The organism is Bacillus sp. BB51/4 (assembly GCF_008368845.1).
GTDB classification, from domain to species: domain Bacteria; phylum Bacillota; class Bacilli; order Bacillales; family Bacillaceae_G; genus Bacillus_A; species Bacillus_A wiedmannii.
The window spans coordinates 18519-30519 of sequence record NZ_QOSC01000021.1 but is presented as its reverse complement, the minus strand read 5'-3'; the positions used below and the strand labels follow the sequence as shown (position 1 = coordinate 30519).

The following is a 12001-nucleotide window of genomic DNA, read 5'->3' as shown; positions in this document are numbered from 1 at the left end:
ATACGATATAATGTACAAAGGTAAGTATATAAGTCCTTAAGGCGATAGGAAAGGATTATTTGCCTTTGTTTACTATGTCAGCACAAAGACAACGAAATATGCAATATGATGAACGAAAGGAAGGTTTTACTATGATACATGATAGACTCGGACAAACTGTATTAAGTTATCGTAAGAAAAATAATATGACAATTCGTGAATTTGCTAATTATGTAGGAATTAGTACTTCACTAATTAGTCAAATTGAACGAGGATATGCGAATCCTTCTTTAAGTGTATTGGAATTAATTGCGAAAGCATTAAATGTACCGCTATTTACACTTTTTATTAATGAGATTGATACAGATTCACTCATTTCTAAGAAAAAAGATCGAAAAAAAGTATATCGAGAAAATAATGATCACATTGTATATGATGTATTAACACCGGATTTTATGAAAGCACGTATTGAAATGCTAATGATGGATTTAAATAAACAAGCAAACACAACGGAAAGTCACTATTCACATGAAGATAAAGAAGAGATTGCTGTTGTTATGAAAGGAGAAGTGTATGTGGAGTTAGAAGGAAAAGAATATTTTTTAGAAGAAGGCGATGTTGTACGTATTCCGCCAAATGTGAAACATCGCTTTTTGAATAAAAGTGATGAATCCAATCATATTTTATTTGTATTGACACCATCTTTAGGATGAGTATTAAGTGATTTTTATTACGGGGGAAAAATAGATGGAAAATAAAACTGTTTTAAGAGATGGTCTTTCAATTATTTCTCAGTGTAAAAAACAAACAAATGATATTTGGCATGCGCATTTCGGAGCAGCTGCAATTGCTAGTTATTTTTTCATGAAAGATAACAATATGGAAGAAGAGATCACTCATAGTATGTATTCCCAATCAAAAATGATGTTGAACAATCAAAACTTAGGTGAAATCATCGATAGTAAAGAAGAAATTGATTTTCAAAGTGCTGAAAAACGGATTATAAAATCATTGGAGCATACAATTGATGAACTTCATTGGGTGGGGCATAATGTCATTTATGCTGCATTAAGTTTATTAGCTATAAAAGAGTTACAAAAATGGGGGAATAATCAAGCAATTGAAGGGATTACTAACCTTATATTATCGTTTCGAAAAACAATTCCTGGTAGATCGTGGATTGGTTTTACGACGAAGGAAGTAAAACAATTAAGTATAAACGATGAGATAGAAAGTGAATTCAAAAATCCGAAACAATTATCTAAGTTTATTTTAAAGGAGCTCTCGCAATTTAATATTATTTATAGAGCGGAAGCGCATCATGATTTAATTGGTCATTTGCTTACTTTTTCTCATGCAATTAATATTATGTATGATTTAGGGCATAGAGATATATTCCAACGAGGGATACGTCCACTGTTAAAACTAGTATACGTGTTACGTGCTAGTCAATATCTTATGCCGAATACTGAAATTAACTTGCACTCACCTATAGATCGTTTACCTTTAATCGAATCAAAACGTGCTTATGTATTACCAACAGAAAATCAATTTTGGCTAAAAGACTATAGTGCGTTTGATTGGGATTTCGGGCATGTTTTTAAATTCTCATATAGTTATTTTGATCATATAAAGAGAGCCCCAGAATATAAAGATATTACATTAGAGAAATTTCGATTTGTTATTAATACGTAATGAAGTCTAATGATCTGTATAAAGGGTTAAATTTAAAATTTTTTGTTGATAGTATATTATTTTTATATTTGTAAGATTTTACATGCTTATTTTACTTTTACTAATTATGTAAATAGGCTATACTAAAATACATATATTTTAGTATTGGAGAGAGAAGTAAAACGACATGGAATTAGTAAAATTGGAAAAAGCTATTGAAATAAAGAAAGAAGAACTTTTATATTTAGTATCAGATTACGGAATTCAACATGAAAAAGTATTGGCATTAAGTCAAGAAATAGACAAATTGATTAATTACTTTATGTTTTTAAAATAAAAAGAACTATGGCATGATTTGAAAATGTTATAGTTCTTTTTTATTTGGAAATTCAGATGTATATTCTATATACTAGCAATAGATAGAATATTCTGTTTTGTAGGAGAGGGATATATGATATTACATACGCACATTTCAGGCGAAGGGGAACCAATTATGCTTTTACACTCTGGTGGTATGACGGGTTTAGTAGAGTATGAAGAGCAGGTAGCATTTTTTCAAGAAAAAAACTATCAAGTAATTCGTCCTGATTTAAGAGGACATGGAAGATCAGGGGGGACATTGGAGAATTATTTCCTACGTTCTGTAAAGGATCTACATGATACGTTAGTACATTTACAAATTGATAGATGTCATATAGTTGGTGTTTCCCTAGGAGGATTAGTCGCTTTATTATTTGCAAAAAAGTATCCAGATAAAGTGAGAACATTAACTTTTTCAGGTATCTTTCCGGTTAAGAAAGAGAATTGGGAAGAGTCCCAGGAGTATGAAGCGAAGTGCCATCAGCAATTGATGGAAAATGAAGAAGTTGTAACGTATATGAATGAAATTCATGAGAAAAGTGACTGGAAAGCATTACTTGAATCGTGGCAAGTTAAAGATTGGTACCCATTTGATGAAACAGGTGATGTAGCTAATCTTCAAATACCTACACTTTGTATTGCTGGGGGAGATGCAGAAGATGAAGTTACAGCTACTACAATGTTCAAACAATTAAACGATAATATTTATATTGCTGTTATTCCGTTTGCTGGTCATTTAGTGCATAACGATCAACCAGAAATATATTCGAATATATTGTCTAATTTCTTACAGAATGCACAAGCTGCTAGTCGAATATAAGGACTTTTGGGTATAATAATAAAGGAATTATTAATTGTATCGGTTAGGAGCGCAGCACATATGAAAACAGTTGTTGTTATCGGTGGAGGTATAACGGGACTTTCTACTATGTTTTATTTAGAAAAATTAAAAAAGGATAATAATATCGATTTAAATTTAATCCTTGTAGAAAAAGAAGAGTACTTAGGTGGTAAAATCCATAGTGTAGAAGAAAAGGATTTTATTATGGAATCAGGAGCGGATTCTATCGTTGCTCGTAATGAACATGTTATGCCGCTTGTAAAAGATTTGAATTTAGAAGAAGAAATGGTATATAACGAAACGGGTATTTCTTACATACATTCTGATAATACTTTACACCCAATTCCATCTGACACTATATTTGGGATACCGATGAGTGTGGAGTCTTTGTTTAGCAGTACGCTAGTATCAACGAAAGGGAAAATTGTTGCTTTAAAAGATTTTATAACGAAAAATAAAGAGTTTACAAAAGATACTTCACTTGCTGTATTTTTAGAAAGCTTTTTAGGGAAAGAGTTAGTGGAAAGACAAATTGCTCCGGTGCTTTCAGGAGTATATTCCGGTAAATTGAATGAACTTACTATGGCATCGACATTACCGTATTTACTGAATTATAAAAATAAATATGGAAGTATTATTAAAGGTTTTGAAGAGAATAAAAAACAGTTTCAATCAGCAGGAAACAAAAAGTTCGTATCATTTAAAGGTGGACTATCTACGATTATTGATCGTTTAGAAGAAATGCTGACTGAGACAGTCGTTAAGAAAGGCGCTGTAACGACTGCTGTAAGGAAACAAGGTGATCGCTATGAAATCTCCTTTGCAAATCATGAATCAATCCAAGCTGATTATGTTGTTTTAGCAGCTCCGCATGATATCGCAGAAACTTTATTACAGTCTAATGAGTTAAACGAGCAGTTTCATACATTTAAAAACTCATCTCTTATAAGTATTTACTTAGGATTTGATATACTTGATGAACAATTACCGGCGGACGGCACAGGATTTATCGTAACGGAAAACAGTGATTTACATTGTGATGCGTGTACATGGACAAGCCGGAAGTGGAAGCATACATCGGGAAAACAAAAGCTATTAGTAAGAATGTTTTATAAGAGTACAAATCCAGTATATGCAACGATTAAAAATTATAGTGAAGAAGAATTGGTACAAGTCGCTTTATATGATATTGAAAAGAGCCTGGGGGTTAAAGGGAAACCAGAAGTAGTTGAAGTTACAAATTGGAAAGATTTAATGCCGAAATATCATTTAGAACATAATCAAGCTGTTCAAATATTACAAGAAAAAATGACGGATCTTTATCCTAATGTATACTTAGCTGGAGCTTCATATTACGGTGTCGGAATTGGTGCGTGTATTGGAAATGGGAAGAACACTGCAAATGAAATAATTGCAACATTAAATGAATCGTCAAACTAACATAGTATAAAAAAATAAATAAATAAATAAATAAATAAATAAATAAAATGTCCCTCCAGTATATTGGAGGGACGTTTTATTTATTTCACTTGAATTGAAATTTTTTTATTAGTTGTATTATTCTCAGTAATCGTTAATGCTATGTTCCCAGATTCTTTAAATGAATATGATGAGAGTTGATAAAGCTCTTTTATGCCATGTTTCTCTTTTAATTTATTGGCTGGAAGTGATGTTATGTTCGGTTTCCATGTTTCCTGTTTACCCGAAGGATAGTTAACTATTATTTCTGGATTATTTAATTGCATTACTTCCCAAGAGGCAAAATGTAGTTCAACTTCTGTATCTTTCTTTAGTAATACTTCTGAGAAATATCCAAGCTCTCCGACATTACCGAAAACAGTAAAGTTTTGATTTTGTAATGTGATATCTAAATGTTTAGGTTGATAGGTTGCTGCGTGATAGATTCCATATGAAAGCGAAAGAGTGGAAGCGATTAACATGCCGATTGAAAATGTCATAAAGCTATTACCTTTAAAACTAGTCATCATGAATGAATTTGGGGCGAACTTTTTTGCAAATAAAAATATGAGTAATATGAGTAAGAGGGATAAACTGATGAATATATACATAGAAAATATACACCTCCATAAAAAACATATTTTAACTATATTTTACCATGAATGTATGGGGGAGGGTGTTGTTTTAGCAGGGAAAAGTGAGCAAGGAATCGAAAGTATAAGACATCTTATTACGAGCGGAGTGATGGAAATGAAAATAATACAATTAATTTTAAAACTAGAGTGTAAAGAGATGATCATAGTATTTTGATCACCTCTTTATTTTTTCTAATCATGCAAAAGCAAGAAGGGTTATTTTTAGTTCGTATTGAATTAAGAGGATAAGCTTCTCTAGAAATATTTGATAAATGGGACATTGAGGACTTTCCTAATTATAAATACTTTTTCTGCTATAATAAATGAGTAGAAAGAAAGGAGTGATCCTGTGGCGTTTCCTATATTAGAAACAGAACGTTTGCGTTTAGTTGAAATAGAACAATCTTATTGTCAAAAAATATATGAAATCTTTTCATTGGATGAAGTAACGTGTTATTACGGTATGAATTCTTTTACGGAGTTTGGACAAGCTTCACGTATGATTGAATCTTTTTCAAAAAATTACTTTGAGAAAAAGGCAATACGATGGGGGATTGTATTAAAAGAAACAAATACTTTAGTGGGTACAATTGGATTAAATAATTTACAACTATGGAGTAAACGATCTGAAATTGGATATGACTTACATCCTCGTTATTGGGGGAATGGTTATGCGTCAGAAGCGGCTCGAGAAATTATTCATTATGGATTTCGAGATTTAGGCTTATTTAGAATTGGAGCTATTACATACCCTGAAAATGTTACTTCTTGTAAAATGTTATCTAAAATAGGCTTTCATAAGGAAGGGTTATTACGTGGATATATTCATCAAGGAAATAAGCAACATGATGCACTATTGTATTCTATAGTTCGAACGGATGTAGAGGATATAAAGTGAAACTTTAATCAGTGGGGGTTTTCTTCATCCCCCACTGATTATTAGTTGAACCAATCGGACTTTTATGGGCAGTTGATCCCCCACCTAAATTCTTTGCTTTCGCTGAATTTTGAGGTGGGGGTCTTACTGCCCATTAAAGCGGGATAAATTTATAATAAAAAAACCCTCTTATAAAAGAGGGGTTAAGTGAAAATTAACCTATTTTAGGTAATAAACGTTCTCCGCTTTTCATGCTACTTTTACATAAAGGGCATTTAGGCTCTTCTTCAAATGAAAAATTCTTTCTCATCCATCCTAAACAATCCTCTGATTCACATTCCCAGACAGGGGTTTGTTCTGGTGGTACTTCAGCTACATCGTTCTTTCGATTGCGATACATATAACCACTCCTTTTATGTAAAAAATTTTAGTTATATATTAAAAAGGTTGTTAACCGAGCTGGTAACAACCTTTTTATTGTTTGAATTATAGCTTTACAACGTTTTTAGCTTGAGGTCCACGGTTACCGTCTTCAACTTCGAAGCTAACTTCTTGACCTTCGTCAAGAGATTTGAAGCCGTCGCCAGTGATAGCTGAGAAGTGAACGAATACGTCGTTACCGTCTGCAACTTCGATGAAACCGAAACCTTTTTCGCTGTTAAACCATTTTACTTTACCTGTTAATGTCATGGTAATGCCTCCTAAAATTTAAAAAGATTACAATATGATCGGCCTTATTTGAATGAAAAATAAAAGTTCACATATTATCAAACACCCATAAGGAGTACAAAATAATCCTGATTGATACTTGATAATATGCAAAGGAAATATGGTGTTAAATTGACCTTAATTACTATCTTACAACAAATGGTGGGAAATAGCAAGTGCTGGTAATACCAGTGAATAATCTTGGTGATAATAGTAAAACGCACAAAGTCATCTCTTTTATTTATATATTATTCCAAATTTAGGTTTATGCTAAACTGAGAACATTTTTCTTGGGATTTTTGTCACGTCCTTTTTATTTGGTTTTCTTCAATTGCTAAATCCAGGTATTACAATTCTTTCAATATCTAATGTAATTTTAGTTGGTGTAGCTGCCTTTATTCAATTTTTCTTCCACAGAAACTAACGAAGAGCCATATTTTAAGTATTATGAGGAAATTCATTGTATAATTTTACTAACTTATTAAAAATACTGGAGGGAACGGATTAATGAAGAAGTTCTATAAGATAAATGAATCAAAAGAGAACAATGATAAACCACATTCAGTAACTGAATTTGAAAATATAACAAATAAAGAATTTCCTTATTACCAAAAAGGAAGCAAATATGCTTGTTGTGAATTTTGTGGAAGTGTTGTGAGCATTACAAATGGAGCAAATAATAGTTCTTGCTCTAATGCCACTCGCGCTATGTACGCTAAACATACTTCCCTGAAGGATGGTCTTCCATTCGATCCTGATTATAAAAATTGTATAGGATATTCAGGAAACGCGGGAGGTTGGCAACAGATTTTCACTCAAGAAAAAGGAGTATTAAAAAATCAAAAACTGGAAAACTATATAAATTCCCACAAGGTCGATATTGCAAAAGAACTTTTTGATTTAATTGGCATCCGCTTCTCAAATACTAGTGGAGTAAATAATCTTTTTAATGAAATGTATGAATCTTTCACAGCAAATAAGGGTTTATATGTTAAAAAATGGTATCCGTCAACCGTACCATTTTTGTTAATGCAGAGAACATCAAACCTAAATTTTTGGGGATATATAGTAAATGATGCTATTGTGCAAGAATTAAAGAATGAAGGAATTGAAATTGATGGGAATCAATTTAAAGAATCTGATTATCAAATAAGTTTTGATTTGAATAAAGATGATTTTCCGACGCATATTATTGTTAGGTTGCTAGATTCAAAGGGGAATTTTGTCGATGTTTCAAAATGCTCATTGAATAAAATATTTGAATAAGTATTTTTGAGCTAATAGCTGAGTTCATTATGCCACCTTAAGGGTGGTTTTTTTATGTTGTTTTGTAGAATATATTTTACATTTGTTGAGTTTTTTGTTGGTGATTTTCCCTAAAATTATTATAATCTATGTAGTTAAATAAATTCATGCACAGCTTTTTCTTATAATGTAGTCTTTGTTATTTAATCTTTCTAACCCACTCAAAAAGCGAAAAGAAACGCCATTCCTACCGCTTGATAGGGCTTAAAAAATTGTGAAATTGTTCCAGTATTTACTCTATAAACTTATCAGGAGTTTCAAAGTAGCGAGCTGTACACCCATAGAAATTATTATAGCAAAACAAAAAAAGGGATTCCCTGAAATTTGGAAGTTACGTTGAAATTATTTTTATTTCTGTCGATTTCTCGTTATTCTCAATCAATTAGGATTTAATTTAAAAAATAGTCGGTGCCAATAATAGAAAGGAGTTTTAGATTCAAGGATTTAATTCAGAAAATAAAATCACTCGAATATCTTTCAATTCTTTTTTATAAGCTTTATTTGCATATTGATTTGTATAGACAATTTTTTATTATACAATGGATTTAATAGTAAAGAAAGCGAGAACCGATGACAGAACAGATTCAAAAAATTGAAAAGGCCAAATGCTTACTTGGACATAATGAAGAAAATTGAAGAGCATGAGGATTTAATCTTTGAATTTCAGCGTAATCACGGGACAATCACAACACTACTGACTGACCTTGTAAAACACACTGATGATGCTATGATTGAAATCAATAATATGCACAGGCTTATTGAAGGAAATAACTTGAAATAGAGAAAAGGCCGCAACAACGGGCTTTTTGTTTGCTTTATATTGAATTGAGCCTTAGTATAATTATCACGACAATCATGCTTTCTATCGCTTCAATTGTTTTATGGAGACAGTTATGGGGTAGAAAAGAGAAACAACGAGATTTAAGTTAATGAAAGTGGGAGAAACTATGGGGATTATAGCGTTTGAGGGAGCGAGTGCGGTTGGTAAGAGCAGCACGTGTCATGAATTAGAAAAAAATTATGGTGCATACATTATACCTGAAGTGAATTTTTTATTTGAAAGACCAAAAAACGAACATAGAACATGGTATTTTGAAAAACAAGTAGAGCGCTGGAAAATAGCAGTGCAAAAGTCAGAGCAATATGAATTAGTAATACTTGATGGTGATATTTATCAGCCACTTAGTTATAATTGGTGTTTCCATTTTGATATATTTAATCAGCCATTATCTTTAATAGAAAACTTTTATAAAGAAAAGCTGATCAATAAGGAAATTGGTTTTCCTGATCAATATTTTTATTTATATACGAATGATGAAGAACTTAGAAAACGGAAAGAATTTGACGAGACAAAAAGAAGAAGAAACTTTGAAAAACATTTACATATATCAAAATCGTTTCAACGTTATTATGAAAATTTAAATGCTGTTACAGATGGGTATTGCAAAATGATTGATGCGAAAAGTGTAAAATCGAATGAATTAGAAATTGTGAAAAGTTTAAACAGTTTAAATGTGTGTGAAGAGAGACGTTTTGATGTTTCGAAGTTAGATGCGATTACGAAGTGGTTAAAAGAGCATCGTGCATAAAAACAACGAGTGCCTTATAAGGTACTCGTTGTTTTTTTATGTATTATATATTGATTTTAAAATTTGTAAGTTCGCTTTTTCATTTTTTTTAATAGCATTTGCATATTTAGCTAGAAAGAGCTGAGAAGGATAAACCGGTAGTTCACCACAAATGTCGATACCATAAACATTTTTATTCCTAATAAGAGAATGTAAACATTTTAATAGTGTAGAAAGTTTCATATGTCCTTGATCCCAATTTGTAATAGTTACTTTTGAATCTAAAACATCTTTATCAATGCTTACATATATAGTATCTGTATGAATATGCGAAAGTATCGTATGTGTAGATACTTCATAAGTTGTATCTATCGGGAATACTTCTACGCATGAATAATCATTAGAATGAATGGTTAAAGAAGAAGGTCCGATAATAATTACTTTCTTTAATTTCGGGTTATTTTGAAGTGCGAATGATACCCATGAACCGCAAGAAATAAGAGTATGTTCATTTTCTTCTTTTAAGTTCATGTCAGTGTGATGATCAAATAAAATAAGGCTAAATGGTTCATCTATTTCTTTTAGTAGCAAATAAGATACATAATGATAATTTCCAGAACCGATAAAGGTGATTCCTCTTTGCTTTCTACGATATAACTCCCGTTTTATTCGCTTTAAAGAAGGAGTCTCGCAATACAGGTTTGAGTGCTCTAAATGACTAAAATCAATATCTTCATGTGAATAAGAATGAAGTTTATTTTGTAATAAATATGTATCGTCAAAGTTTAAAAAAGTTAAACCGCTATACAATAAACTCATATTTATTCATCTCCTTTATATGTAGGCTAGCATATATTTTTATAAAATTAAAACGAAATGCTTAGAGATGGATCTGCATTTGAAAAAGATGGGTATTTTGACGGAATAATCTTTCAATTTATAAAGAAAAGAAATATAATATAAGGAAATGTATATATGGTTCAAGAAATAGAAAATACGAAATGGGATGTGTGGGAGGAAACAAGCAAGATGAAAACATTTTTTAAAATAATAGGTATTTTAGCTGGTATGGCGGTAATTGGCGTAGGTGTAACATATGGTATGCTGTATTATCTAAATAATAGTAAACCAGCTGCGAAAAAGGCATCACCAGCTGCTCCGGCAGCAGAAGTACTAGCTGATAGTAATGTAAAAGCTGAAGATGCAAAGCTTTTAGAAAATGGTAATCATTCATTACCGAATAGTGGTTTTAATAAAAATTTTAAGTGGACAGATGAAAACATACAGACAGCATTACATGAAATGGCACATCAAAAAACGAAGGCTGATCAAAAGTGGGGCTATATTTTTATCACACAAGAACGAATTGAAAGTTTACTTGATATTGTAAAGAGTAATGATCTAGTACAAGGAAATACATATGCAGATATATTAGAGAGATGGAAACAAGGAAAATATGAAAAGATGGATGCGGATCACAACAAGATTTGGAAATTACAAAGCGGGAATTTAGGCGAAGGAAAAGGATTAATGTCAGAAGCGGAACAAAAAGAGTTAATTAATCAAGTGTTTATGCAAAAAGGTACTTATTCAGGCAGTAAATTAATTGCAGATGGGGGACAGACTAATAAATAAGATACTATTGGAAGAGAGTAAGTGCTTATTAGGCAGTTACTCTTTTTTTGTGCACCTTTTAGTCCCGCTCTAGTAAGGAAAGAAACGATTGTAAAACGGGTGAAATCCATCTAGATTTATGATAGATTACATGGCTTTGAATAACTGTTGAAGTTTCGATAGGCTGAAAACAGAGTTGTTCTTTTTGACAACTTTCTTGTACAACAATGTAAGGAAGAATTGAAATTCCTAACTCACACATCACAGATTGTTTAATGACTTCAACGTTGGAAGTTTCAAATGTTTTAGCTGGAATATTTCCGCTTTGACGTAAAAACCGATCTACCATCGGTCTATAGCCGCAGCTTTGTTCTGTAAAGATAAATTGAGTATCATTTAGTAAACAAAATGGATTAGAGTGTGTAGAGTAATGGGGAGGTAAAATCCATCCAAATGCTTCATTACAAAAAGTACGCGTAATAAAATCATTATGTTCCATACTTTCTCCAATTATGAAAATAATATCTGATTCTCCTTCACGTAGCTTATTCATTGCTTGTTCGTTTGTAGTTGTTTCCAGTACGATATTTACTTTCGGATTCTCCTGTTTGTACATACGTAATAATTGTGGTAATCGGTACACTGCTAATGATTCGTTAGATGTAATCGTTAATGTTCCCTCTAAATCATCACTATTTTGAGGGATTTCTTGCGCTTTTTCATAAATAGCTAGTAATTCTAGGGCATAAGGATGAAATTGATGACCTGCTTTTGTAAGAAGTACTTTTTTCCCTAATCGATCGAATAGAGGGAGACGTAAATCGTTTTCTAATGCTTTTATATGCGCTGTCACAGTAGATTGCGCATAACCTAACGCATGAGCAGCTTTAGAAAAACCACCATACTTAATAATCGCACAAAATGTTTTAACATGTCTCATTTCCATAAGCAATCCCTCTTTTATTATCATGATTTGTGAATG

The 12001-nt window shown here is 31.8% G+C and carries 14 protein-coding genes and 1 pseudogene; 10 read left to right on the top strand and 5 right to left on the bottom strand.

Annotated elements, in window-relative coordinates; all coding sequences use genetic code 11:
* Positions 1-131: 131 nt before the first annotated feature.
* From DN392_RS26355 to DN392_RS26335, 5 genes are all read left to right on the top strand, one after another.
* The gene (locus DN392_RS26355) at positions 132-692 is read left to right on the top strand and encodes a helix-turn-helix domain-containing protein (RefSeq protein WP_071742601.1); all 561 of its coding nucleotides are present in this window, start codon (positions 132-134) and stop codon (positions 690-692) included.
* Positions 693-726: 34 nt separating this feature from the next.
* The gene (locus tag DN392_RS26350; protein ID WP_000428951.1) at positions 727-1674 is read left to right on the top strand and encodes a hypothetical protein; all 948 of its coding nucleotides are present in this window, start codon (positions 727-729) and stop codon (positions 1672-1674) included.
* Between the two features lie 166 nt (positions 1675-1840).
* On the top strand, positions 1841-1990 hold the full coding sequence (locus DN392_RS26345; RefSeq protein WP_000424360.1) for an aspartyl-phosphate phosphatase Spo0E family protein: 150 nt from the start codon (positions 1841-1843) through the stop codon (positions 1988-1990).
* Between the two features lie 114 nt (positions 1991-2104).
* Positions 2105-2833: an alpha/beta fold hydrolase gene (locus tag DN392_RS26340; RefSeq protein WP_071742599.1), complete on the top strand. Its 729-nt coding sequence runs from the start codon at positions 2105-2107 to the stop codon at positions 2831-2833.
* A gap of 60 nt (positions 2834-2893) precedes the next feature.
* A complete protein-coding gene (locus DN392_RS26335) occupies positions 2894-4294 on the top strand; it encodes a protoporphyrinogen oxidase (RefSeq protein WP_071742597.1) in 1401 nt (466 codons plus the stop codon).
* 80 nt (positions 4295-4374) lie between these two features.
* On the opposite strand, the gene DN392_RS26330 is transcribed toward DN392_RS26335, so the two are convergent.
* Entirely contained in the window at positions 4375-4923 is a 549-nt protein-coding gene (locus tag DN392_RS26330; protein WP_002108316.1) for a hypothetical protein, read from the bottom strand.
* A gap of 373 nt (positions 4924-5296) precedes the next feature.
* On the opposite strand from DN392_RS26330, the gene DN392_RS26325 reads away from it, so the two are divergent.
* The gene (locus DN392_RS26325; RefSeq protein WP_000885384.1) at positions 5297-5845 is read left to right on the top strand and encodes a GNAT family N-acetyltransferase; all 549 of its coding nucleotides are present in this window, start codon (positions 5297-5299) and stop codon (positions 5843-5845) included.
* 193 nt (positions 5846-6038) lie between these two features.
* Here the strand turns inward: DN392_RS26325 and DN392_RS26320 are convergent, their stop codons facing one another.
* On the bottom strand, positions 6039-6224 hold the full coding sequence (locus DN392_RS26320; RefSeq protein WP_000286202.1) for a cold-shock protein: 186 nt from the start codon (positions 6222-6224) through the stop codon (positions 6039-6041).
* Between the two features lie 86 nt (positions 6225-6310).
* Positions 6311-6514, bottom strand: coding sequence for a cold-shock protein CspD (cspD, locus tag DN392_RS26315; RefSeq protein ID WP_000176365.1), 204 nt, complete (start codon positions 6512-6514; stop codon positions 6311-6313).
* 301 nt (positions 6515-6815) lie between these two features.
* On the opposite strand from cspD, the pseudogene DN392_RS31305 reads away from it, so the two are divergent.
* The 3 genes and pseudogenes from DN392_RS31305 to DN392_RS26295 form a co-directional block, all read left to right on the top strand.
* Positions 6816-6926, top strand: a pseudogene (locus DN392_RS31305) (CPBP family intramembrane glutamic endopeptidase); the annotation flags it as partial.
* Between the two features lie 113 nt (positions 6927-7039).
* On the top strand, positions 7040-7798 hold the full coding sequence (locus tag DN392_RS26305) for a hypothetical protein (protein WP_088321635.1): 759 nt from the start codon (positions 7040-7042) through the stop codon (positions 7796-7798).
* 986 nt (positions 7799-8784) lie between these two features.
* Positions 8785-9426 carry a hypothetical protein gene (locus DN392_RS26295; protein WP_000511260.1) on the top strand — a complete coding sequence of 214 codons (642 nt, stop codon included), beginning with the start codon at positions 8785-8787 and terminating at the stop codon, positions 9424-9426.
* A gap of 36 nt (positions 9427-9462) precedes the next feature.
* On the opposite strand, the gene DN392_RS26290 is transcribed toward DN392_RS26295, so the two are convergent.
* Positions 9463-10224, bottom strand: coding sequence for an arginase family protein (locus DN392_RS26290; RefSeq protein ID WP_000055488.1), 762 nt, complete (start codon positions 10222-10224; stop codon positions 9463-9465).
* 210 nt (positions 10225-10434) lie between these two features.
* On the opposite strand from DN392_RS26290, the gene DN392_RS26285 reads away from it, so the two are divergent.
* Positions 10435-11040 (top strand): PRK06770 family protein, encoded by a 606-nt coding sequence (locus DN392_RS26285; RefSeq protein WP_033658853.1) that lies wholly within the window; start codon positions 10435-10437, stop codon positions 11038-11040.
* Positions 11041-11098: 58 nt separating this feature from the next.
* Here the strand turns inward: DN392_RS26285 and DN392_RS26280 are convergent, their stop codons facing one another.
* Positions 11099-11965: a LysR family transcriptional regulator gene (locus DN392_RS26280; protein WP_071742595.1), complete on the bottom strand. Its 867-nt coding sequence runs from the start codon at positions 11963-11965 to the stop codon at positions 11099-11101.
* Positions 11966-12001 lie beyond the last annotated feature (36 nt).

What these genes read in the sequence shown, in the direction of transcription:
- DN392_RS26355 (WP_071742601.1), top strand. Translation starts at nt 132, where the DNA reads ATGATACATGATAGACTCGGACAAACTGTATTAAGTTATCGTAAGAAA.
- DN392_RS26350 (WP_000428951.1), top strand. Translation starts at nt 727, where the DNA reads ATGGAAAATAAAACTGTTTTAAGAGATGGTCTTTCAATTATTTCTCAG.
- DN392_RS26345 (WP_000424360.1), top strand. Translation starts at nt 1,841, where the DNA reads ATGGAATTAGTAAAATTGGAAAAAGCTATTGAAATAAAGAAAGAAGAA.
- DN392_RS26340 (WP_071742599.1), top strand. Translation starts at nt 2,105, where the DNA reads ATGATATTACATACGCACATTTCAGGCGAAGGGGAACCAATTATGCTT.
- DN392_RS26335 (WP_071742597.1), top strand. Translation starts at nt 2,894, where the DNA reads ATGAAAACAGTTGTTGTTATCGGTGGAGGTATAACGGGACTTTCTACT.
- DN392_RS26330 (WP_002108316.1), bottom strand. Translation starts at nt 4,923, where the DNA reads ATGTATATATTCATCAGTTTATCCCTCTTACTCATATTACTCATATTT.
- DN392_RS26320 (WP_000286202.1), bottom strand. Translation starts at nt 6,224, where the DNA reads ATGTATCGCAATCGAAAGAACGATGTAGCTGAAGTACCACCAGAACAA.
- cspD (WP_000176365.1), bottom strand. Translation starts at nt 6,514, where the DNA reads ATGACATTAACAGGTAAAGTAAAATGGTTTAACAGCGAAAAAGGTTTC.
- DN392_RS26305 (WP_088321635.1), top strand. Translation starts at nt 7,040, where the DNA reads ATGAAGAAGTTCTATAAGATAAATGAATCAAAAGAGAACAATGATAAA.
- DN392_RS26295 (WP_000511260.1), top strand. Translation starts at nt 8,785, where the DNA reads ATGGGGATTATAGCGTTTGAGGGAGCGAGTGCGGTTGGTAAGAGCAGC.
- DN392_RS26290 (WP_000055488.1), bottom strand. Translation starts at nt 10,224, where the DNA reads ATGAGTTTATTGTATAGCGGTTTAACTTTTTTAAACTTTGACGATACA.
- DN392_RS26285 (WP_033658853.1), top strand. Translation starts at nt 10,435, where the DNA reads ATGAAAACATTTTTTAAAATAATAGGTATTTTAGCTGGTATGGCGGTA.
- DN392_RS26280 (WP_071742595.1), bottom strand. Translation starts at nt 11,965, where the DNA reads ATGGAAATGAGACATGTTAAAACATTTTGTGCGATTATTAAGTATGGT.